The 20,558-nt window shown below is 33.6% G+C and carries 23 protein-coding genes and 2 tRNA genes; 11 read left to right on the forward strand and 14 right to left on the reverse strand.

What is annotated here, in order from left to right; all coding sequences use genetic code 11:
* Window positions 1-15 precede the first annotated feature (15 nt).
* Window positions 16-753, forward strand: coding sequence for a DUF4369 domain-containing protein (locus BUE10_RS15585; protein WP_073486578.1), 738 nt, complete (start codon window positions 16-18; stop codon window positions 751-753).
* 60 nt (window positions 754-813) lie between these two features.
* Here the strand turns inward: BUE10_RS15585 and BUE10_RS15590 are convergent, their stop codons facing one another.
* The 8 genes from BUE10_RS15590 to idi all read right to left on the reverse strand — a co-directional run bounded on the left by BUE10_RS15590 (window position 814) and on the right by idi (window position 4,790).
* Window positions 814-1,272, reverse strand: a complete 459-nt coding sequence (locus BUE10_RS15590; RefSeq protein WP_073486579.1) for a hypothetical protein — start codon at window positions 1,270-1,272, stop codon at window positions 814-816.
* Window positions 1,273-1,674: 402 nt separating this feature from the next.
* A tRNA-Thr gene (locus tag BUE10_RS15595) sits at window positions 1,675-1,748 on the reverse strand.
* Window positions 1,749-1,857: 109 nt separating this feature from the next.
* Window positions 1,858-1,931 (reverse strand) — tRNA-Thr (locus tag BUE10_RS15600).
* 76 nt (window positions 1,932-2,007) lie between these two features.
* Window positions 2,008-2,274 (reverse strand): hypothetical protein, encoded by a 267-nt coding sequence (locus tag BUE10_RS15605; RefSeq protein ID WP_012022371.1) that lies wholly within the window; start codon window positions 2,272-2,274, stop codon window positions 2,008-2,010.
* Window positions 2,275-2,331: 57 nt separating this feature from the next.
* Window positions 2,332-3,303 (reverse strand): type I phosphomannose isomerase catalytic subunit, encoded by a 972-nt coding sequence (locus BUE10_RS15610; RefSeq protein ID WP_073486580.1) that lies wholly within the window; start codon window positions 3,301-3,303, stop codon window positions 2,332-2,334.
* Between the two features lie 65 nt (window positions 3,304-3,368).
* The gene (locus tag BUE10_RS15615) at window positions 3,369-3,827 is read right to left on the reverse strand and encodes a peroxiredoxin (RefSeq protein WP_073486581.1); all 459 of its coding nucleotides are present in this window, start codon (window positions 3,825-3,827) and stop codon (window positions 3,369-3,371) included.
* Window positions 3,828-3,830: 3 nt separating this feature from the next.
* On the reverse strand, window positions 3,831-4,241 hold the full coding sequence (locus tag BUE10_RS15620) for a 6-carboxytetrahydropterin synthase (RefSeq protein ID WP_073486582.1): 411 nt from the start codon (window positions 4,239-4,241) through the stop codon (window positions 3,831-3,833).
* 21 nt (window positions 4,242-4,262) lie between these two features.
* On the reverse strand, window positions 4,263-4,790 hold the full coding sequence (idi, locus tag BUE10_RS15625) for an isopentenyl-diphosphate Delta-isomerase (RefSeq protein WP_073486583.1): 528 nt from the start codon (window positions 4,788-4,790) through the stop codon (window positions 4,263-4,265).
* 295 nt (window positions 4,791-5,085) lie between these two features.
* On the opposite strand from idi, the gene msrB reads away from it, so the two are divergent.
* Window positions 5,086-5,640: a peptide-methionine (R)-S-oxide reductase MsrB gene (gene msrB / locus BUE10_RS15630; protein ID WP_073486584.1), complete on the forward strand. Its 555-nt coding sequence runs from the start codon at window positions 5,086-5,088 to the stop codon at window positions 5,638-5,640.
* A gap of 7 nt (window positions 5,641-5,647) precedes the next feature.
* Entirely contained in the window at window positions 5,648-6,262 is a 615-nt protein-coding gene (gene msrA, locus BUE10_RS15635) for a peptide-methionine (S)-S-oxide reductase MsrA (RefSeq protein WP_073486585.1), read from the forward strand.
* Window positions 6,263-6,316: 54 nt separating this feature from the next.
* Here msrA and BUE10_RS15640 read toward each other — a convergent pair whose 3' ends face one another.
* Complete coding sequence (locus BUE10_RS15640; RefSeq protein WP_073486586.1) at window positions 6,317-6,754, reverse strand: META domain-containing protein; 438 nt, start codon at window positions 6,752-6,754, stop codon at window positions 6,317-6,319.
* A gap of 284 nt (window positions 6,755-7,038) precedes the next feature.
* Here BUE10_RS15640 and BUE10_RS15645 point away from each other — a divergent pair, with 284 nt between their 5' ends.
* Entirely contained in the window at window positions 7,039-8,442 is a 1,404-nt protein-coding gene (locus BUE10_RS15645; RefSeq protein ID WP_073486587.1) for an aminopeptidase P N-terminal domain-containing protein, read from the forward strand.
* Between the two features lie 186 nt (window positions 8,443-8,628).
* Entirely contained in the window at window positions 8,629-9,588 is a 960-nt protein-coding gene (locus tag BUE10_RS15650; RefSeq protein WP_073486588.1) for a quinone oxidoreductase family protein, read from the forward strand.
* A 289-nt stretch (window positions 9,589-9,877) separates the two neighbouring features.
* On the opposite strand, the gene BUE10_RS15655 is transcribed toward BUE10_RS15650, so the two are convergent.
* Together BUE10_RS15655 and BUE10_RS15660 are read right to left on the reverse strand one after the other, a co-directional pair.
* Entirely contained in the window at window positions 9,878-10,966 is a 1,089-nt protein-coding gene (locus BUE10_RS15655; RefSeq protein WP_073486589.1) for a DUF6630 family protein, read from the reverse strand.
* 102 nt (window positions 10,967-11,068) lie between these two features.
* Window positions 11,069-12,628: an NAD(P)/FAD-dependent oxidoreductase gene (locus BUE10_RS15660; protein WP_073486590.1), complete on the reverse strand. Its 1,560-nt coding sequence runs from the start codon at window positions 12,626-12,628 to the stop codon at window positions 11,069-11,071.
* A 311-nt stretch (window positions 12,629-12,939) separates the two neighbouring features.
* On the opposite strand from BUE10_RS15660, the gene BUE10_RS15665 reads away from it, so the two are divergent.
* Window positions 12,940-13,179, forward strand: coding sequence for a hypothetical protein (locus BUE10_RS15665; RefSeq protein WP_073486591.1), 240 nt, complete (start codon window positions 12,940-12,942; stop codon window positions 13,177-13,179).
* Window positions 13,180-13,307: 128 nt separating this feature from the next.
* Here the strand turns inward: BUE10_RS15665 and recQ are convergent, their stop codons facing one another.
* Window positions 13,308-15,503 carry a DNA helicase RecQ gene (recQ, locus tag BUE10_RS15670; RefSeq protein WP_073486592.1) on the reverse strand — a complete coding sequence of 732 codons (2,196 nt, stop codon included), beginning with the start codon at window positions 15,501-15,503 and terminating at the stop codon, window positions 13,308-13,310.
* An 88-nt stretch (window positions 15,504-15,591) separates the two neighbouring features.
* Here recQ and BUE10_RS15675 point away from each other — a divergent pair, with 88 nt between their 5' ends.
* From BUE10_RS15675 to BUE10_RS15695, 5 genes are all read left to right on the forward strand, one after another.
* A complete protein-coding gene (locus tag BUE10_RS15675; protein ID WP_073486897.1) occupies window positions 15,592-16,557 on the forward strand; it encodes a KpsF/GutQ family sugar-phosphate isomerase in 966 nt (321 codons plus the stop codon).
* The gene (gene tatC / locus BUE10_RS15680; protein WP_073486593.1) at window positions 16,557-17,375 is read left to right on the forward strand and encodes a twin-arginine translocase subunit TatC; all 819 of its coding nucleotides are present in this window, start codon (window positions 16,557-16,559) and stop codon (window positions 17,373-17,375) included. The genes BUE10_RS15675 and tatC overlap by 1 nt, the downstream gene beginning before the upstream one ends.
* Window positions 17,368-17,718: a carboxymuconolactone decarboxylase family protein gene (locus tag BUE10_RS15685; RefSeq protein ID WP_073486594.1), complete on the forward strand. Its 351-nt coding sequence runs from the start codon at window positions 17,368-17,370 to the stop codon at window positions 17,716-17,718. The genes tatC and BUE10_RS15685 overlap by 8 nt, the downstream gene beginning before the upstream one ends.
* 90 nt (window positions 17,719-17,808) lie before the next feature.
* Window positions 17,809-18,549 (forward strand): LPS export ABC transporter ATP-binding protein, encoded by a 741-nt coding sequence (gene lptB / locus BUE10_RS15690; RefSeq protein WP_053470913.1) that lies wholly within the window; start codon window positions 17,809-17,811, stop codon window positions 18,547-18,549.
* Between the two features lie 90 nt (window positions 18,550-18,639).
* A complete protein-coding gene (locus tag BUE10_RS15695; RefSeq protein ID WP_073408992.1) occupies window positions 18,640-18,864 on the forward strand; it encodes a DUF5808 domain-containing protein in 225 nt (74 codons plus the stop codon).
* Window positions 18,865-18,914: 50 nt separating this feature from the next.
* On the opposite strand, the gene BUE10_RS15700 is transcribed toward BUE10_RS15695, so the two are convergent.
* On the reverse strand, window positions 18,915-19,769 hold the full coding sequence (locus BUE10_RS15700) for a glycoside hydrolase family 25 protein (protein ID WP_073486595.1): 855 nt from the start codon (window positions 19,767-19,769) through the stop codon (window positions 18,915-18,917).
* 10 nt (window positions 19,770-19,779) lie between these two features.
* Complete coding sequence (locus BUE10_RS15705) at window positions 19,780-20,499, reverse strand: CDP-alcohol phosphatidyltransferase family protein (RefSeq protein WP_073486596.1); 720 nt, start codon at window positions 20,497-20,499, stop codon at window positions 19,780-19,782.
* Window positions 20,500-20,558: the final 59 nt, after the last annotated feature.

Here is a 20,558-nt window from a genome sequence, read left to right on the forward strand (position 1 = left end):
AAATCCAATAAACTAATGAAAAAATCAATTATTGCCTTTGCTGTCCTTGCACTACTTGCATCATGTGGCAAAAAAGAATCTGCTGCAGATAACTTACACCTTACAGGAAATATAAAAGGTTTAAAAACCGGAACTTTATATATTCAAAGAATCGTTGATACATCGCTTGTTGCTATCGACAGTGTCAAAATTGACGGAAATGCATCTTTTGAAAGAGATATCAAATTAGAATCTCCAGAAATGCTTTATCTGTTTTTGGATCGCGGCGTAACAAATTCTTTAGACAATAATATTTTATTCTTTGCAGAACCAGGAACTATTAATATTGACACCAATTTAGATAGTTTCATCAATAGTGCAAAAATTACCGGATCTAAAAATCAGGAATTATTTGAAGAATACAAAAAAGTAAATTCTCGTTTTATTGATGAGAACCTAACAATGGTTGAAGCAAGATTTAAAGCTATTAAAAGACAAGATCAAAAAGCAATTGACAGTATTGACGCAAAACAACAGTCAAATATTAAAAGAAAATATTTGTACGCTACAAACTTTGCCATTAACAATAAAGATCACGAGGTATCGCCTTATATTGCTTTAGCAGAGATTTATGACATCAACATCAAATTCCTTGATACGATTCAAAAATCAATGACTCCAAAAGTAGCACAGTCGCTTTACGGAAAAAAGCTTACTAAATATGTCGCTGACATTAAAAAAGAAGAACAAAAAACTCCTGCAGCAGCAGAGTAATACATAAAAAAACGCCCTGAAATTCAGGGCGTTTTTTTATGCTTAAATTCTGAGAAAAAATTATCTTGCTAAAAGCCCTCCTAAAGCAGCAAATACAATTATTAGTCCATATAAAGACAACAATATAATCGTAAAAATTCCGACGAATTTGTAATGAGATTTTAAGTACCCAAATGATGCTGTTAAGGCTTCTGAATCATTCTCTTTAAAAGCTCTTTTTCCATTTGAACCAAACTTAAATAAATAATAAACTGGGAAGAAATAAATAGCAGCAAGTAATAAATAAACAAAACTTATAATTGCGCCAAAAGAACCGCCGTAAATCCCCATTCCTGGTACTGTACTTGCCATCGTAGAGAAAATTGCTCCTGCAAAAATTGCAATAATCACTAAAAAAGCAATTCCTATAAAACCCATAATAGCCAAGAAATAAGCCCACTTAGTAGCTTCTCTTAAAAAGTCTTTTGCAGTTGAGTCGAGCTGCATCTCAAATTTTTCAAATACTGAGGTTTCTTCCATTTTTTATATGTTTTTGGTTAAGAAACAAACATAAGGAAATTATATTACAATTATACTTTTAACACCATTGTGGTTTGTAGCCCCAAACTTGAATACTAAAACTTATTATTGCCAACAGTTTCAAATACTATAAACTAAAAGGTTTTCCGCAATCTTGTCATTTCGACTGAAAGGAGAAATCGCACTAGTGGCTCGACAAAGATTGGCGACTTTCGTTACGGAGTTTCTTGTGCGATTTCTCCTTTCAGTCGAAATGACAAATACTTTGCGTTGTTTCTGAATCGATAAAAATATAATACTCCGTAAATCTAAAAATGAAAATTGGAATTTAGAGTTTGAAATTTAAAAAAATTGGAATTTTTCAGGCATAAAAAAACCATCACAATCTGTGATGGTTTTTTGAGCCGATAGAGGGACTCGAACCCACGACCTGCTGATTACAAATCAGCTGCTCTAGCCAGCTGAGCTACATCGGCCTATTTTACGGGTGCAAAGATAAAATTGTTTTTTATATTTCCAAAAATAATTTCACACCTCTCTCTATAATTAAAAAAACCATCACATTTCTGTGATGGTTTTTTGTTGAGCCGATAGAGGGACTCGAACCCACGACCTGCTGATTACAAATCAGCTGCTCTAGCCAGCTGAGCTACATCGGCCTCATTACGGGTGCAAATATAAAGCGGTTTTTCGTTTTCCCAAAATAAATTTGCACTTTTTTACACTTTTTTTTGCTTACAATGCGTTGATTTTTTCAATCAATTGATTAGCAGTTTGTTCTAATTCAACATTGATTTGTTTGAAGTGTGCTTTTTTATTTTCAACGTTTTTAGCGTTAACTTTTGTAATCAAAGTATCAAATGCAGCGATAGCCTCATCGATTAAAGCATTCGTTTCTGGAGTAGGATTTCCTGTTGTAGACATCTCAAACAAGTAAACTGCCTCAATAATATCTCCTAATACAAAATTGATGTCTTTCTTTAAATTCTTAACGTTTGCCATTTTTATTATAATTTTAATTTGCGTCTGCAAAAATACACATAATCTTTAGATTACGTGCTATGAAATGTAAATTTCTAAAATTGAAGCTTTTCCGCTTAAATTAAATGCATTTATCGCAGCTGGAACTAAAACGGTATCTCCTTTTATATAAGTATGTTTAAATCCGTCGTATTCAATTTCAAAACTTCCTTCAATACACATATAAACCGTAAATGTTTTGCCAGATTTAGAAACTTGTACTTTACCATCTAACGGAATAAGGTTTGTTGTGAAATAAGGACAATCTACAACTACGTTTGAAGTATTTGCTTTTGAATCGTATTTCTTCTGCGTATCAACTTTATTATAGTTAATTGCATCAAGTGCTAAATCTACATGCAGTTCTCTTTTATTTCCCTGAGCATCTACACGATCAAAATCATATAAACGGTAGGTAATATCCGATGTCTGCTGAATTTCGGCAACCACCAAACCGGCACCAATAGCATGAACAGTTCCTGTTTCTAAAAAGAAAACGTCTCCAGCTTTTGCCTTTACACCATCTAAAATAGAAACCAAAGTATTATCCTGTAAATGTTTTAAATATTCCTCTTTACTGGAGTTTTCTTTAAAACCAACAATAATTCTAGAATCAGTATCAGCCTGCATTACGTACCACATTTCGGTTTTACCAAATGAGTTGTGACGTTCTTTTGCCAATTTATCGTTTGGATGAACCTGAATCGAAAGATCTTCGCGTGCATCTAAATATTTAAAAAGTAATGGAAACTGTTTTCCAAAACGCTCGTAAACTCTTGTTCCTAAAATTTCATTTGGAGTTTCATCAATAAGCTCCATTAACGATTTCCCTTTTAAGTCTCCGTTAGCAACAGTACTTACATCTCCTTCTACTGTAGACAATTCCCAGCTTTCACCAGTGATTTTAGAAGTGATTGGTTTGTTTAATAATGTTTTTAATTTCTCTCCACCCCAAATTCTTTCTTTCAGGATTGGTTCAAATTGAAGCGGATATAATTTTTCTGGTTTCATAATTTTTTAAGTTTTCGGCTAATATCTATATTAATTAAACAATGATGTAATACTATTTTCTAAATCTACAATACTAATTCTTTTATTATTTCCAACGCTTTCGGGATATGTTTTGCGGCATTCATACTATCAAAAATATAAATAACCACTCCGTTTCTGTCAATAATAAAAGTTACTCTTCCCGGTAAAAGTCCGAACAGATTATTTTTCACACCAAAAAGCTGTCTCAATTTTTTATCCTGATCAGAAAGTAAAATGAATGGCAGTTTGTGTTTATTGGCAAATTTATGATGCGATTTTACACTATCGGCACTTATACCAATTACTTCTGCACCTAAAGCTGCAAAATCTTCGTATTGATCTCTAAAGCTGCAAGCTTCTGTCGTACAGCCTGGTGTATTATCTTTTGGGTAAAAATAAATCACTAAAGGTTTTCGTCCTAAAACATTTTTGCTTTCAAAAACTTCTCCGTGACTATCTTTTGCAGTAAAATTCGGAACTATATCTCCTATTTTTAATGACATTTATTATTCTCCTTTATAAGTTACAAAATTGCGGTCCGTTTCATAAAGCACGATTTCTAAATCAAAATCGGGCTGAATTCTTTTTCTAATTTTATTCCATATCACAACCGCAATATTTTCTGCAGTTGGATTCAAATCCTGAAATTCCGGAACGTCCAGATTCAGGTTTTTGTGATCAAACGGATTTTCTACTTCTTCGCGTATAATATCCGCTAATACTTTCACATCTAAAACAAAACCAGTTTCCGGGTCAATTTTTCCTGTAACACTTACTGTTAAACCATAATTATGACCATGAAAATTGGGATTATTGCATTTTCCAAAAACGGCATTGTTTTTTTCTAATGACCAATCTTTCCTGTGCAATCGATGTGCAGCATTAAAATGCGCTTTTCTTGATATGGTTACTCTCATTTAGGTCTTTGGTTGGTTTGGTTATAATTTATGGTCTTCGAGATAATGATCAAATTCATCAAAAATTATCTTGAACCATACGGTATAAATATCGGGCTGTTTTTCAATATCTGCTTTAACATCTTCAATACTCATCCATTTCCAGTCTTCTACTTCATCCGGATTTATATTGGGTTCTTCATTATAATAGCCAATCATGACGTGATCTAATTCATGCTCCGTTAAACCATTATCAAAAGGAGCTTTATAAATAAAATGAAACAACTCTTTTAGCTCTGCTTTAAAACCCATTTCTTCAAACAATCTTCGGCTTCCGGCTTCAATATTCGTTTCACCTTCGCGCTGATGACTACAGCAAGTATTTGTCCACAGTAAAGGAGAATGGTATTTATGATGAGCGCGCTGCTGCAGCATAATCTCATTTTTATTATTTAAAATAAAAACCGAAAATGCACGATGTAAAAGTGCTTTTTCATGTGCTTCTAATTTTGGCATTAAGCCAATTTGTTCATCGTTTTGATTAACTAATATTACGTTTTCTTCTGTCATAGGGTGTATTGATGAAACAAAAATACGAAAAAAGAAATGGCTATAAAATCCTAGAAAACATTGTGAAAAGTTTAACTACTGATTACTTTTCATAATATTTTGATTCACAGCAAACTATGTTTTGTTTCAGATCAAAAATCCTCTAAAAATAAGATATAAAAACTACAGGTGTTTGTTTTACGTAAATAATAAAAAGTTAAAACATACTTAAATATATCTGAATTGTAATATAGGCGACATTTCTAAGCAAAATCTCATCGTATCTTTGAAATTCAGATAAATGATCCAAAAATTTATGAAATCGAAAAACCTAATTTTTAGTCTTTGCTTTTTAATTCCGCTTTTTATTTTGCAGGCATGCGGACAAAACACAAAAAAAGAACCTGCAAAAATGATTACTATGGAAAACAAAATAAGCAAACCCGGAAATCCTTATTATTCAAACACCGATACGACTAAACTAAATGTAAGCAATGCCGAATGGAAAAAGGTTTTGCCCGAAGATGTTTATGCCGTAATGCGTGAAGCCGATACAGAAAGACCTTTTACCGGAAAATACTGGAACACAGATGAAAAAGGAACATATTACTGCGCCTCTTGCGGAAACTTACTTTTTAGATCGACTGCCAAATTTTCGAGCAGCTGCGGATGGCCTAGTTTTTTTGAACAAGACAACAAAAAAAGTGTTGTTTATAAAAATGATAATTCACTTGGAATGGAAAGAATCGAAGCACTTTGCGGACGCTGCGGCGGACATTTAGGCCACTTGTTTGACGATGGCCCGGAACCAACCGGAAAACGTTACTGCATGAATTCTATCGCTCTTGATTTTATTCCTGATAATAAATAATATACAAATGAAAAATATACTTTTAATCTGCCTTTTTGCTTTATCACAAAGTGGCTTTTCACAAAATAAAAAACCAGATTACGAAACTATTACACTTGGCGGAGGATGCTATTGGTGCGTTGAAGCTGTTTACGAAAATTTGGACGGAGTAAAATCTGTTGTTTCGGGATTTTCAGGAGGAAATGTAGCTAATCCTAGTTACGAGGAAGTCTGTACAGGAGAAACTGGTCATGCAGAAGTTGTACAAATTACGTACGACAAAAACGTAACGGATCTTAATGAGATCTTTAAAGTCTTTTTTACCGTTCACGACCCAACAACTTTAAACCGTCAGGGTGCTGATGTTGGAACGCAGTACCGTTCTGTAATCTTTTACAAAAATGCCGAACAGAAAAAAGCTGCCGAAAGCATTATTGCCCAATTGAATAAAGCAAAAGTGTACAATAATCCAATTGTAACAAAAATCGAACCTTATAAAGTTTTTTATAAAGCCGAAGATTACCATCAAAACTATTATGCAAACAATAAAAATCAGCCATATTGCAGAATGGTAATTCAGCCGAAAATAGAAAAATTTGAAAAGGTTTTTAAAGACAAGCTGAAAAAGAAACAAAACAGCTAATAGAAAAGGGGAAATGATTTTCATTTCCCCTTTTCTTATATATAGATTTTAAAACTATTGTTTTGCCACTTTTTTAAATCTCATCATTGGCACATTGCCCTCAATTAAATTTAGTTTTCCATCTTTATCAATAGAATAACTAGTGATTTTTTTCATTTGCTGCAAAAATTGCTGTTCTCCACCGCCTTCACAAAACATCATTGTAGTTGGCCCCGGCTCTCCAAAGGTTAGAGATTTTCCGTTTAAAGTATATAACGCGCTATAGCCGTTACAACCATTGCTGCCGTAAACTTTTGTTTCTTTTTGATCAAAAGTAAGCTGTGGTTTTTTGTTTGGATACAATCCTTCAAAAGCGATTCTTGGCCCCGAAATATATTCTAATTCCCAAGTTGTATCATAAATACTGGCAGCGCCTTTTGTCTCTTTTGATGCCATACACGAAGTTATTAATAAGGTTAAAACCGAAACAATTGCAATGGTACACTTTTTCATAAAATTTACTTTTTAAAAGATTGATATAATTAGTTTTCTTAAAGATTAAAATTATTGTACAATATTTCTTCTCAATATCCATGCCTTATTAAAAAATCCAGTCAAAAATAGTACGCTTTAGTATCAACTGAATTTTAACACCAATAGTAATTTTCTGACATCTAATTTACATTATTTTATTTAAAAAAATATTAATCAAGTATTTAAATTCCAATATGTGATTGCATTTTTTTGTAATTTGCATCAATCAAAAAATCAAAAATCATCAATAAAAAACCAAAAAAATGAAGCAATTTCTTTTATTCTTTGCCTTCTTAATTAGTGCATTCCAAATTCAGGCACAGGAAAACCTCCCAACAGATTATCTTTCAAAAGAATTTCACAAAGGCCGTCGCGAAGCTTTTAGAAACCTAATGCCGGCAAATTCTGCAGCTGTAGTTTTTTCTTATCCTGAAAGAGTTTTTTCAAAAGACATTAATTACAATTACCACGCAAATCCAGATATGTATTACCTCGCAGGTTATAAAGAGCCTGACGCAATTTTATTGATTTTTAAAGAAAAGCAGGGAACTGAAAAATATAATGAAGTCCTTTTTGTGAGAGAACGAAATGCCACAAGAGAAATGTGGACAGGAAGACGTTTAGGAATTGAAGGCGCAAAATCTAAATTAGGTTTTACAACAGTTTATAATGGGAAAGATTTTAGCAGCTTTCCTATTGATTTTAAAAAGTTCGACAAAATAATTTACGACAAAATCCCAACAGATCTTTCTGGCGACAACAATATTGACAATCTTCATGCATTAATTCAAACTTTTAGAGCAAAAGCAGAAATTATTCAAGAAAATGAAGCTTCTATAGATTTATTTACAAACATTACCAATTCACTTCGCGAAATAAAAACTCCCGAAGAAATGGTTTTAATGCGCAAAACCGTTAAACTTTCATGCATTGCGCATAACGAAGTTATGAAAGCAGTTGGCCCGGATATGAGCGAAAATGAAGCTGACGGAATCCACGCTTATATTCACAGAAAATATGGTGCCGAAGGCGAAGGTTATCCGCCAATTGTTGGTGCCGGAGCAAACGGATGTATTTTGCATTACGGAGAAAACAATGCCGTAAAAATCGACAATCAATTATTGTTAATGGATGTTGGTTCAGAATATCACGGTTACTCTGCCGATGTTACCAGAACAGTTCCGGCAAATGGAAAATTTACCGAAGAGCAAAAAGCAATTTATCAAATCGTTTATGACGCTCAGGAAGAAGTTTTTAAACTTTGCAAAGAAGGGACCCCAATTCAGGATTTAACCAAAAGATCCCGAGAAGTTGTGGCGGCAGGATTAATTAAGTTAGGAATTATTACAGATCCTAAAGATACCAGAATTTATTACCCACACGGTTGTTCACACTTTCTTGGTTTAGACGTTCACGATAAAGGAAACTATAGTGGAACCCTGAAAGAAAATATGATTTTGACTGTTGAACCTGGAATTTATATTCCGGCAAACAGTAAATGTGATAAAAAATGGTGGAATATTGGTGTTCGTATCGAAGATGATATTTTAATCAAAAAAGATTCCTACGAAAATCTTTCAGCAGAATCTCCAAGAAAATGGCAAGATGTTGAAGCTTTGGCAAAACAAAAAAGCACTTTTAATGAAATGAAATTTCCTAAGATATAGTTTGTTTTTTTTGCCACAGATTAAAAGGATTATAAGGTTTTTTTGAAAGCTTAAAACTTAAAAATATAATCTGTGAAAATCCTTTTAATCTGTGGCAAGAAAAAAACATTAAAAGCCTCATTTAACTTTTTAAGTGAGGCTTCTTTTTTGATTTTTCACGTACTTTGTATTCTAAATTAATTAAAAATGAAAGCACTTACCTTCTCTACTTTCGGAGATTCAAATGTTTTAGAATATATCGAAATCCCAAATCCTCAATTAAAAAACGATGAAATTTTAGTCAAGATGAAAGCCATCGGATTAAATTTTGCTGACGTTTACAGACGAAAGGGAAATTATCATTTAAAAGGGAACCCGCCTTTTATCGCTGGTTACGAAGGCGCAGGAATTGTTGTCGATGCCAATAATCATCCTGAATATAAAATTGGCGATCGTGTGGCTTTTGCCGATGCTCCTTTTGCAAACGCAGAATTGGTTGCCGTAAATATAAATCACGTCCTTCCTTTACCCGAAAATATTTCGTTTGAAACCGCAGCTTCTGTTTTATTACAAGGTTTAACTGCACATTATTTAGCAACAGACAGTCATAAAACGGCAAAAGGTGAAACAGTTTTAATTCACGCAGTTGCCGGCGGCGTTGGGCAAATTCTAACACAAATCAGCAAACTTCTAGGTGCAACTGTTATTGGATTAACCTCATCTGCCGAAAAAGCAAAAGTTGGTTTTGATCAAGGTGCAGATCATGTTTTTCTTTATAACGACGATTGGAAATCACAGGTCTTTAAAGTTGTTTCAAATGGCGTTGATGCTGTTTACGACAGTATTGGAAGCACTTTAAAAGAAAGCTTCGAAGTTACAAAAGAATGCGGACAAGTCGTTTTCTTCGGAATGGCGGGCGGAGATCCTGAACCTGTAGATCCAAGAATGTTAATGGATGGCTCGAAAACTTTAACTGGAGGCGATTTATGGAGTTATTTAAATTCTAAAGAAGAAAGAATTAAACGTGCCACTCAATTATTCAATTGGATTATTGAAGGAAAAATTAAACTTTCAGAACCAACTTCTTTCAAATTATCAGAAGGAAAACTGGCACATGATTTTCTCGAAAGCAGAAAAAGTACAGGGAAAATTATTTTGATTCCGTAATTTTTTTCGCCACGAATTCACGAATTATTCAAAATGAAATTCGTGAATTCGTGGCGATTATTTAATTAATTCTTGTATTATAGAGATATCCCTACGGGACATTTTTGCGTTTTGACATTCATGCATTTCTACCGGCATTTAACTCCTAACGTAGTTTTGATTACACGAATAAATATTGACAGAAAAATATCTCGGAGAGATTAAATATCGGTAGAAAAAACAATTAATAAATAAAATTTTGTCCCGTAGGGGCTACACAAATTACAGGGTGTATATTTTATAAATACTATTACAATTGATCAATTTCAATTTTCGTCAATTCAGATAATTCTAAAATCCTGCCAACATCATGTTTATTGGCAATAAAAAATAAATAATTATCACCATTCGTATTATAACTCATCAATTCAAAACCACGTTTTTCTAATGTTGATTGAATGTACGGAAATAAATCATGGCTATAGGTTTCTTCTGGATATTCGAAATTTAAATCTTCACCAATCATTTCAGAAATGAAATATTCAGCATCTTCGGGATCAAATTTCCAGTCACTGTTCCATGTATTTATGATTTCAAACAAATCATAATGTCCTTCAATAATTGTGTGATATTCTTTTATCTCTTTTTGATAATTTTTAAAAAGCTTTTTAGATTGCGTTTTCAGTTCTTTTTCTTCGATATTTTCTCTTGAAACTAATTTGATAAACTCTTCAAACGTTTCTATTGTAACTTCTTCATTTTCTATTAAATTTTCTGATGAAGGAAGTTCAACACTTTGTAGAATTTCGATATTTAAATACTGACAGATTCCCTGCAATACTATTTTAAAATCTTTAACTGCAATTTGTTGTGTTTCATTTTTAGGATTATTTATATCCAGTAATTCAGCATCCAATAAACCTTTTGTATAATCCAAAAAATGACTGCTTGAATATAAAATTTTGAAATCGTTTGTTTCCAGACTATTTGTGCAGCAAAAGAAGATTATAAAGTTATTGACAACCCTTTTTAAATATTTTTTTACTTCAGCACTCGGTTCCGAATAAAACTCAATATGTATAAAATCGTATTCTAAACCCTGTTCTATTGTTTCTTGGGAAAGAACCCCAATATCGATTTTTTTATAAAGTTCATTTAAAACCTCATAAGCATTATTAAAACCCGCTTTTTTAATCTCTGCTCTTCCTTCTTCATGATCGAGTGAACCGGGAAAACAATACAGATTAACAGAGACATTATCCTGAATTCCTTTTACTTTAAATTCAAGATTGGGCTGTTCATTATATAAATGCAAATAAATTGGATCTATAACATCAAAAGAAATAATCGATTTTGGATCATTATTTCTATTAAATAAATTGGAAAAGAAGTTTTTCATAGAATTATTACAGGCTTTTAATTTTCAGAATTGATCTTAGAATCAAATCTCAAAGAATTAAATATAACACTATTCTAATAAATAAAAAACCTGATCAAAAAATTACTTCAAAGATTCAGCAATCATCAAAGCACATTTTTCACCATCGATTGCTGCAGAGATAATTCCGCCGGCATAACCTGCACCTTCTCCACACGGATATAATCCTTTTATTTGCAAATGCTCTAAGGTATAAGCATCTCTCGGAATCCTAACTGGCGACGAAGTTCTGCTTTCCGGCGCATGCAAAATGGCTTCGTTGGTTAAATAACCGCGCATTGATTTTCCAAATTCCTTGAAACCTTCACGTAAAATCTGCGATAAAAACCCAGGAAAAACCTGCCCCATTTCAACCGAAGTTGTTCCCGGAACATAAGAAGTCTTTGGAATATCTGCCGAAACCTTATTTTGGGTAAAATCGATCATTCTTTGTGCCGGAACTTTTTGTGTTCTTCCAGCCAAATGCCAAGCTTTTTGTTCGATACTTTTTTGGAATTCAACTCCGGCCAAAGCACCAAATTTTGCAAAAGGTTTAAAATCTTCTAATTTCAATTCGATCACAATTCCGGAATTTGCCGTTGCCTGATCACGTTTAGATGGCGACCAGCCGTTTGTAACCACTTCACCCGGACTTGTCGCACAAGGCGCAATTACTCCACCCGGACACATACAGAATGAGTACATTCCGCGTCCGTTAACTTGTTTCACAATTGAATATGGTGCTGGCGGCAAATATTCGCCACGATAATCACAGCTATATTGAATACTGTCGATTAATTCCTGCGAATGTTCTGCACGAACTCCCAAAGCAAAAGGTTTAGCTTCAATTAAAATTTTCTTTTTATCCAGTAATTCAAAAATATCACGAGCTGAATGTCCAGTTGCTAAAATCAATTTGTTAGCCAGAATTTTATCTCCGTTTTGGGTTACGATTCCTTCAACTTCATTATTTTTCACCAAAATATCAGTAACTCTGGTATCAAACAAAACCTGACCACCAAACTCGATGATTTTATTTCGAATATCTTCAATGATTTTCGGAAGTTTATTTGTTCCGATATGTGGATGTGCTTCAACCAGAATATCTTCTGAAGCTCCAAAGGCCACCAAAAGCTCTAAAATTCTAGTTACATCGCCGCGTTTTTTAGAACGGGTATATAATTTTCCATCTGAATACGTTCCGGCTCCGCCTTCTCCAAAACAATAATTAGAATCTTCGTTAACGATATGTTCTACGTTTATTGCTTTTAAATCACGTCGGCGTCCGCGAACATCTTTTCCGCGTTCAAGCACAATTGGCTTTAAGCCTAATTCAATTAATTGCAAAGCCGCAAAAAGTCCGGCTGGACCTGCGCCAACTACAATTACTTCTTGGGCAGAAGAAACATCTTTATATAGAGGAAGCTCAATTTTAGTTTCCTGAAACGGTTCTCCTTTTAAATATATAATAACTTTCAAATTGATTTTAATCGCTTTTTGGCGCGCATCAATTGATCGTTTTAAAATGGTAGTATGCTGAATTTCCTGCGGAGAAACTTTTATTTGTTTAGACAAATAGTCTTTAAGCAACGATTCGTTTGCTGCAATTTCCGGTGTTACCTGAAGTAAAAGTTCTCTTGGCATTGTATCTTATTTATTCTATTAGCTTTTCTTTCTATGAAAAGAAGATGCAAAAATACTATTTTGAAATGAGATTTTATCAATTGTAAAATTTGCCCACAGATTTACGCAGATATAAACAGATTTTATGCTTAGCATTTTTTGTGATCTTTGTTCTTTTTAGCCACAGATTATTTGGATTAAAAAGATTTTTATCAACAGCGATTAGACGCACTGCAGTGCGTCTCTACAGAAAAAACTCAGAACCTCAGAACCTTTTTTTCAAACTAACCTTTGTACCTTTGCTTCTTTGAACCTTTGCACCTATAAAAAAAATGTCTAGAAAAATAAAACTGATTTGGGATTTCCGTGGTCCGGTTGCTGCAAAAACTGCAGAACATCATGAAATTCATCTGAAAGAATATATCGCAATCGAAAAATTACCTTTGAATATTACGGGTTTTACAATCATAAATGAAATGCATGCAATCGCATTTATGGTTGTAACCGATGAAAATATGATTCAGGTAAGAGATGCTTTGAAACCGCATCGTGGGGAAGTTTATACGGAGTAAAATTCCAAACTTGAAGAAATTCCAATAAAAAAATTCCAAATTCCAATGCTTTAGATTGCTTGGAATTTGGAATTTATATTTTTTAATATTCTATTATTTTTGGAATTTGGAATTTCAAAAATTGGAATTTAATTAGCGACCTCACTAATAAATTTAATACGCATTAATCGTAATTCGTCAATATCGTAATCACCGTCGAATTCTTTTAAAGCGTCTTCGATTTTATCTGATTCTGATTCCATGAAATAATCGTGAATTTCTTCCTGCTGATCGTCGTCTAGCATATCGTCAATCCAGTATTTGATATTTAATTTTGTTCCAGAATATACGATTTGCTCCATTTCTTTGATTAAAGCATCCATAGTTAAACCTTTCGCGGAAGCGATATCACTTAATGGAAGTTTTCTATCTATATTTTGAATGATGTATAATTTATTGGCAGAATTTACTCCGGTAGATTTTACAACTAAATCGTCTGGACGAATGATATCGTTATCTTCGACATATCTACTGATTAAGGTAACAAATTCGCCGCCGTATTTTTTAGCTTTTCCTTCACCAACTCCGTGAATGTTGTATAATTCAGTTAATGAAATTGGGTATTTTAAAGCCATGTCTTCGAGAGAAGGATCTTGGAAAACAACGAACGGAGGAACGCCTAATTTTTTGGCTACTTTTTTACGAAGTTCACGCAGCATTCCCATTAAAACTTCATCTGCAGTTCCAGATGATTTTGCTGATGCTACTATTGCTTCATCATCGGCTTCGCTGTATTCATGATCTTCAGACATCATAAATGAAACCGGTTTTTTGATAAAATCTAAACCTTCTTGTGTAATTTTTATCACACCATATGTTTCGATATCTTTTGATAAATATCCGGTTACAAGAACTTGTCTCAATAAAGCCATCCAATATTTTTCGTCATGGTCTGAACCTGAACCAAAATAAGGCTGTATATCTGTTTTGTGTGCTTTAATTACCGCATTGATTCGGCCAATTAAAGTGAACACGATTTCTTTTGACTTATAGATATGTTTGGTGTCGCGAACAATTTCAAGTAATTTAACAACTTGATCTTTAGCTTCAATTTTGCTTTTTGGGTTACGGACGTTATCGTCCATATCTGCACCTTCTCCGGTTTCGCTGTCGAATTCTTCTCCGAAATAGTGCAATAGAAACTTTCTACGCGACATTGAGGTTTCGGCGTAAGCCACAACTTCCTGCAAAAGCGCAAAACCAATCTCTTGTTCAGCAACTGGTTTTCCAGACATGAATTTCTCCAGTTTTTCTACATCTTTATAGGAGTAATAAGCGAGACAATGTCCTTCTCCTCCATCACGACCGGCACGACCCGTTTCCTGATAATAACTTTCTAATGATTTTGGAATATCGTGGTGAATTACAAAACGAACGTCTGGTTTATCGATTCCCATCCCAAAAGCAATTGTTGCCACAACAACATCAACATCTTCCATCAAAAACATATCCTGATGTTTTGCTCTCGTTTTGGCATCTAAACCTGCATGATAAGGAACCGCACTGATTCCGTTTACTTGTAAAACTTCGGCAATCGATTCTACTTTTTTACGGCTTAAGCAGTAAATAATTCCAGATTTGCCTTTATGTTGTTTGATAAACCGAATAATATCTGATTCGATATTTTTCGTTTTCGTACGTACTTCGTAATATAAATTGGGTCTGTTAAATGATGCTTTAAAAGTATTGGCATCAGACATGTCCAGATTTTTAAGAATATCTTCCTGAACTTTTGGGGTTGCAGTTGCGGTAAGTCCAATAATTGGCACTTTACCTAATTGTTTAATAATACTTCTCAGGTTTCTGTATTCCGGCCTAAAATCATGTCCCCATTCTGAAATACAATGTGCTTCGTCAATTGCAACAAAAGAAATAGGCACACTTTGTAAAAAGGCTACATATTCTTCTTTCGTTAAAGATTCGGGAGCAACATATAAGAGTTTAGTTAAACCAGAACTAATGTCTTTTTTTACTTGTGCAATTTCTGTTTTGGTAAGAGAGGAATTTAACACATGCGCAATTCCGGTTTCAGATGAAAGGCTTCGAATCGCATCTACCTGATTTTTCATCAAAGCAATTAAAGGAGAAACAACAATAGCTGTTCCGTCCTGAATTAAAGCGGGTAATTGATAACAAAGAGACTTACCGCCGCCCGTAGGCATAATTACGAAAGTATTCGTTTTACCTAAAATACTCGTAATGACTTGCTCCTGCAAGCCTTTAAATTGGCTAAAGCCGAAATACTTCTTTAATTCCTTGTGTATTTCAATTTCGTTTGAATTCATTCTTTATTTAAATGGATATTTTTGTATAAATTTGCAACACATAAAGATACAACTTTCTTTTATACATACAAATTTTAAATATTCTGTTTTGATCTCAAAAGAAAATATACTGGCAATCGCCAAAAAAACCATACTCTCTGAAAGTGAAGCAATTATAAAATTAATTGATTTTCTGGACGAAAATTTCTTCGAAGCAACACAACGTATTTACGAAACTAAAGGCCGATTGATCGTTACCGGTATAGGAAAAAGCGCCATAATTGCTCAAAAAATGGTGGCTACTTTTAACTCTACGGGAACACCTTCAATGTTTTTGCATGCTGCAGAAGCAATTCACGGTGATTTAGGAATGATTCAAAATGACGATATCATTATCTGTATTTCAAAAAGCGGTAATAGTCCAGAGATCAAAGTTTTGGTTCCGTTATTAAAACGTTTTGGAAATACCTTAATTGCTATTACAGGAAATGTAACTTCATTTCTGGCTAAAGGCTCAGATTATGTTTTAAACACAACAGTTGACACAGAAGCCTGTCCTATAAATTTAGCCCCAACAAACAGTACAACAGCTCAACTTGTAATGGGCGACGCTCTGGCAGTTTGCTTAATGGAAATGCGCGATTTTAAACCAGAGGATTTTGCGGTTTATCATCCGGGAGGTGCTTTAGGAAAAAAACTTTTGCTTCGTGTAAAAGATATGATCGAGCATTCGTTAAAACCAGCCGTAACTCCAGATACTTCAATCAAAAAAGCGATCTTCGAAATTTCTGAAAAAAGACTTGGGGTTACTGCAGTTATTGAAGACAATAAAATTGTTGGAATTATTACAGATGGTGACATTAGAAGAATGTTAAACGACCGCGATACTATAGCAGATTTAACGGCTAAAGATATTATGTCAAAAAATCCTAAATTAGTCTCTTCAGAAACTATGGCGGTTGATGCTTTAAATATATTAGAAGATTTTTCTATCACACAGCTTATCGTGGCTGACAACGGCGAATACAAAGGAGTATTACATTTACATGACATTTTAAAAGAAGGAATCGTATAATGGCAAAGAAAAACCTTGGCGAGATGTCATTTTTAGATCATCTTGAAGAATTAAGATGGTTATTAGTTAGAAGTACAATTGCAATATGTATTATGGCATTTGTTACTTATTTTGTTAGTGATTACTTATTTGATGTAATCATTTTAGGTCCAACAAGACCAAGTTTCTTTACTTATGTGTGGTTTTGCGACTTATCACATCAATTAGGATTTGCCGACAGTATTTGTATTACTGAACTAAATTTCATTATCCAAAACACTGAAATGGAAGGACAGGTAAATATATTTGTCTGGATGTGTCTTTTAGCAGGTTTCATACTAAGCTTCCCTTATATTTTATGGGAACTTTGGAAATTTATCAGTCCGGCCCTTTATGAGAAAGAAAGAAAACATGCTAAAATTTTTATCTTCACTTCTTCACTACTTTTCTTTTTAGGAGTAATTTTTGGTTATTATGTAGTAATACCAATGTCAGTGAATTTCGTCGCTACTTTCTCTATAAGTGATGTTGTTGTAAACCAATTTACTATAGAGTCTTATATGGGAATGGTAAAAACGAGTGTTCTGGCCAGCGGCCTGTTTTTTGAACTGCCTATTATTATTTATTTCTTAACAAAACTAGGATTAGTAAGTCCTGATTTTTTGAGAAAATATTGGAAATATGCTGTTATAATAATTCTAATTATTGCTGCAATTGTGACTCCGCCAGATGTTGTGAGCCAGACTATTGTAGCTATCCCAATGCTGATTATTTACGAAGTGAGTATCCTGATTTCAAGGATTGTTTATAGAAATAAATTAAAAGAAAATAATGTCTGAATTAATTCAAGAATTTAACGACTATCGTTCTAAAATGAACGAAAAATTATTAGCTGACAACAACAAAATTGTAAAGCGAATTTTTAATCTTGACACCAATGCTTATGCAGAGGGAGCACTTGATGTAAAAACAAAAGAACTTTTAGGTTTAGTTGCATCGGCAGTTTTGCGTTGTGACGACTGTGTAAAATACCATTTAGAAACGAGTTATAAAGAAGGTGTTTCTAAAGAAGAAATGATGGAAGCAATGGGAATTGCAACTCTTGTTGGAGGAACAATCGTAATTCCGCATTTAAGAAGAGCTTACGAATTCTGGGAAGCTTTAGAAGAAGCTGGAAAATAAATAATTGTTAATACGTTTAACTCTTGAATCGTTTATTCGTTAATTTGCACCGAATAAACGATTTATCGATTAAACGATTAAACTTAAAAAATGAAATTAAGAGCCGATAATTTAATAAAAACCTACAAAGGCCGAAGTGTTGTAAAAGGAATTTCTGTTGAAGTAAACCAAGGAGAAATCGTTGGGCTTTTAGGGCCAAATGGTGCCGGAAAAACAACTTCATTTTATATGATCGTAGGATTGGTAAAACCAAATTCAGGAAACATTTATCTTGATGATCTAAATATTACCGATTATCCTATGTACAAACGTGCACAGCAAGGAATTGGTTATTTGGCACAAGAAGCTTCTGTTTTTAGAAAATTAAGTATTGAAGATAACATTTTAAGTGTTTTACAATTAACTAAACTTTCTAAAGAAGAGCAGATTGCTAAAATGGAAAGTTTGATTGAAGAATTCAGCTTAGAACATATTCGAACTAACCGCGGCGATTTACTTTCTGGAGGGGAACGTCGTCGTACCGAAATCGCTCGTGCCTTAGCAACAGATCCAAAATTTATTTTATTGGATGAGCCTTTCGCCGGAGTTGACCCGGTTGCGGTTGAGGATATCCAAAGAATTGTAGCGCAGTTAAAAAACAAAAATATTGGAATCCTGATTACAGATCACAACGTTCAGGAAACTTTAGCAATTACAGATAAAACATACTTAATGTTTGAAGGAGGAATCCTAAAAGCGGGAGTTCCGGAAGAATTGGTAGAAGATGAAATGGTTCGCCGTGTTTATCTTGGACAAAACTTCGAACTTCGTAAAAAGAAACTGGAGTTTTAAAAAAAGTGGTCAGTGTTCAGTTTTTTTTTAGTAATCAGTTTTTTGACTGAACACTAGAAAACTGAACACTGATCACTAATCTAAAATACGATGAATTCAGAAAAACCAACTCAGGAAGATTACGACAATTGGCACAAAGATCCAAACAATTGGTATTTGGGATGCTTTTATTATAACCCGAAAGACAAACGATTGCTTCCGCCAAAAAGAATTCAATGGATGGGATATACAGTAAATTTTGCGAATCCTTATTCAGTTTTAATTTTTCTAGCTTTCATTGCCTTAATTCCGCTAGCGCTTTTATTTTCAAAATAATATTCAATCTCAATTTTCATTCCCGGCAAACTCAAAACTGCGACTAAAAACTACTCAACGGTAATAAACTGCAGCTGTTCTAAATCGCCATTGTAAATATTAACATCAACCCGATGTTTGATTCCCGGCAGAGAAGCTTTTTCTGTAAACTGCCAAAAAAGCCAGTCATCTTCGATTTTTTCTCGGTAGAAATTATAGTTGGCAATCCAAAACAAATATTCTCCAAATTCTTCTTTTAAGAAATCAGAATAATATCTTTCTCCTGAATAAATTATTGGGCGTACCTGATAATGTTTTTCTACTTTAGTTAACCAACGCTTTAAACCTTTTTTTAAACTGTCCAGAGATTGATTTTTTGGTAGTTTCTCTATATCTAAAACTGGAGGCAGGTCGCCTTTTTGCAATTTTACGGTTTTAATAAAAAGATTGGCCTGCTCTATTGAGTTTTCGTTTGGACGATAATAATGGTAAGCGCCGCGTATAATTTTATTTTCTTTAGCACCTTCCCAATTACGTTTAAACTGACCATCAACACGATCGTTGCCGGCAGTCGCACGAATGAAAACAAATTGTACGGGATATTTTTCGTCCAGAATTTCAACTTCATCCCAATCGACTTTTCCCTGAAATTCAGATACGTCAATTCCAACCACTTTTCCTTTATGATTTTCGAGAACGCGAATATTCCTCACATCAGAAAGATGTTTGTCTACCTCATCTTCATCTAAAACTTTTTCAGATTTAAATCCTAAATAATAAGCTAGTCCTTTGCGATAGTGATAAACAATTCCGATAAAAAGAAGCGCAAAGAAAATCAATAAAAGAGATCGAAAAAACCTACTCAGAAGCGATCTCCCAGCTGGTTTTCTCGAATATGTTTTACGATAAGTCGTTTTTCTTGCCATTCGGATAAAACTACTTTTTTTTCAAAAACAAATTATTTACGATCGATAGTAAAACGTAAAAAATGATGATTAACGGAACGGCTCCAAAATGGAATAATAAAAGTAAAACGAAAGAAATCAAAAGAAATACGATCTGCAAAGCATTGTCTTTCAAATTAAACTTCTTCACTTTTAAAGAGAACAACGGGATTTCTGCATTCAAAATATAAGCACTGCATAAAGTAATGGCCAATAAAACCCAGTGATTGGTTAAAATTTCGAAAATCATTAATGATCCTGAAAATTCAATAACCAAAGGAAGACTTAAAATAAACAAAGAATTTGCAGGTGTTGGAAGCCCTATAAACGAATCTGTCTGACGTGTATCGATATTAAAATTGGCTAAACGGTAACAAGAACCCAATGTCACTATAAATCCTAAAAAAGGAATATATACTGATGAAATTATATCATGTGGATTTGCGCTTTTCAAAAACAAACTGTACATAACATAACCCGGAGCAACTCCGCTGGTTACCATATCTGCCAATGAATCTAACTGCAAACCAAGCGGGCTTGAAACTTTGAATAATCTGGCAAAAAAACCATCAAAAAAATCAAAAAAGATTCCTAAACAAACCATGTAAAAAGCCATTTCGAAATTGGCCTGAGAAATAAAAACTATTGCAACGCATCCACAAAAAAGATTAATTAAGGTAATTAAATTCGGAATGTACTTTTTAATATTCATGTTTTATAAATTTTTGATAATCTTGGAGAACAAATTTAGCATAATATGCACATGAAAAA

Origin of the sequence: Flavobacterium sp. CF108 (assembly GCF_900129795.1) — a bacterium.
GTDB lineage: Bacteria > Bacteroidota > Bacteroidia > Flavobacteriales > Flavobacteriaceae > Flavobacterium.

Excerpts from the sequence above, each read along its gene's own strand:
- BUE10_RS15585 (WP_073486578.1), top strand. The coding sequence starts at position 16 with ATGAAAAAATCAATTATTGCCTTTGCTGTCCTTGCACTACTTGCATCA.
- BUE10_RS15590 (WP_073486579.1), bottom strand. The coding sequence starts at position 1,272 with ATGGAAGAAACCTCAGTATTTGAAAAATTTGAGATGCAGCTCGACTCA.
- BUE10_RS15605 (WP_012022371.1), bottom strand. The coding sequence starts at position 2,274 with ATGGCAAACGTTAAGAATTTAAAGAAAGACATCAATTTTGTATTAGGA.
- BUE10_RS15610 (WP_073486580.1), bottom strand. The coding sequence starts at position 3,303 with ATGAAACCAGAAAAATTATATCCGCTTCAATTTGAACCAATCCTGAAA.
- BUE10_RS15615 (WP_073486581.1), bottom strand. The coding sequence starts at position 3,827 with ATGTCATTAAAAATAGGAGATATAGTTCCGAATTTTACTGCAAAAGAT.
- BUE10_RS15620 (WP_073486582.1), bottom strand. The coding sequence starts at position 4,241 with ATGAGAGTAACCATATCAAGAAAAGCGCATTTTAATGCTGCACATCGA.
- idi (WP_073486583.1), bottom strand. The coding sequence starts at position 4,790 with ATGACAGAAGAAAACGTAATATTAGTTAATCAAAACGATGAACAAATT.
- msrB (WP_073486584.1), top strand. The coding sequence starts at position 5,086 with ATGAAATCGAAAAACCTAATTTTTAGTCTTTGCTTTTTAATTCCGCTT.
- msrA (WP_073486585.1), top strand. The coding sequence starts at position 5,648 with ATGAAAAATATACTTTTAATCTGCCTTTTTGCTTTATCACAAAGTGGC.
- BUE10_RS15640 (WP_073486586.1), bottom strand. The coding sequence starts at position 6,754 with ATGAAAAAGTGTACCATTGCAATTGTTTCGGTTTTAACCTTATTAATA.
- BUE10_RS15645 (WP_073486587.1), top strand. The coding sequence starts at position 7,039 with ATGAAGCAATTTCTTTTATTCTTTGCCTTCTTAATTAGTGCATTCCAA.
- BUE10_RS15650 (WP_073486588.1), top strand. The coding sequence starts at position 8,629 with ATGAAAGCACTTACCTTCTCTACTTTCGGAGATTCAAATGTTTTAGAA.
- BUE10_RS15655 (WP_073486589.1), bottom strand. The coding sequence starts at position 10,966 with ATGAAAAACTTCTTTTCCAATTTATTTAATAGAAATAATGATCCAAAA.
- BUE10_RS15660 (WP_073486590.1), bottom strand. The coding sequence starts at position 12,628 with ATGCCAAGAGAACTTTTACTTCAGGTAACACCGGAAATTGCAGCAAAC.
- BUE10_RS15665 (WP_073486591.1), top strand. The coding sequence starts at position 12,940 with ATGTCTAGAAAAATAAAACTGATTTGGGATTTCCGTGGTCCGGTTGCT.
- recQ (WP_073486592.1), bottom strand. The coding sequence starts at position 15,503 with ATGAATTCAAACGAAATTGAAATACACAAGGAATTAAAGAAGTATTTC.
- tatC (WP_073486593.1), top strand. The coding sequence starts at position 16,557 with ATGGCAAAGAAAAACCTTGGCGAGATGTCATTTTTAGATCATCTTGAA.
- BUE10_RS15685 (WP_073486594.1), top strand. The coding sequence starts at position 17,368 with ATGTCTGAATTAATTCAAGAATTTAACGACTATCGTTCTAAAATGAAC.
- lptB (WP_053470913.1), top strand. The coding sequence starts at position 17,809 with ATGAAATTAAGAGCCGATAATTTAATAAAAACCTACAAAGGCCGAAGT.
- BUE10_RS15695 (WP_073408992.1), top strand. The coding sequence starts at position 18,640 with ATGAATTCAGAAAAACCAACTCAGGAAGATTACGACAATTGGCACAAA.
- BUE10_RS15700 (WP_073486595.1), bottom strand. The coding sequence starts at position 19,769 with ATGGCAAGAAAAACGACTTATCGTAAAACATATTCGAGAAAACCAGCT.
- BUE10_RS15705 (WP_073486596.1), bottom strand. The coding sequence starts at position 20,499 with ATGAATATTAAAAAGTACATTCCGAATTTAATTACCTTAATTAATCTT.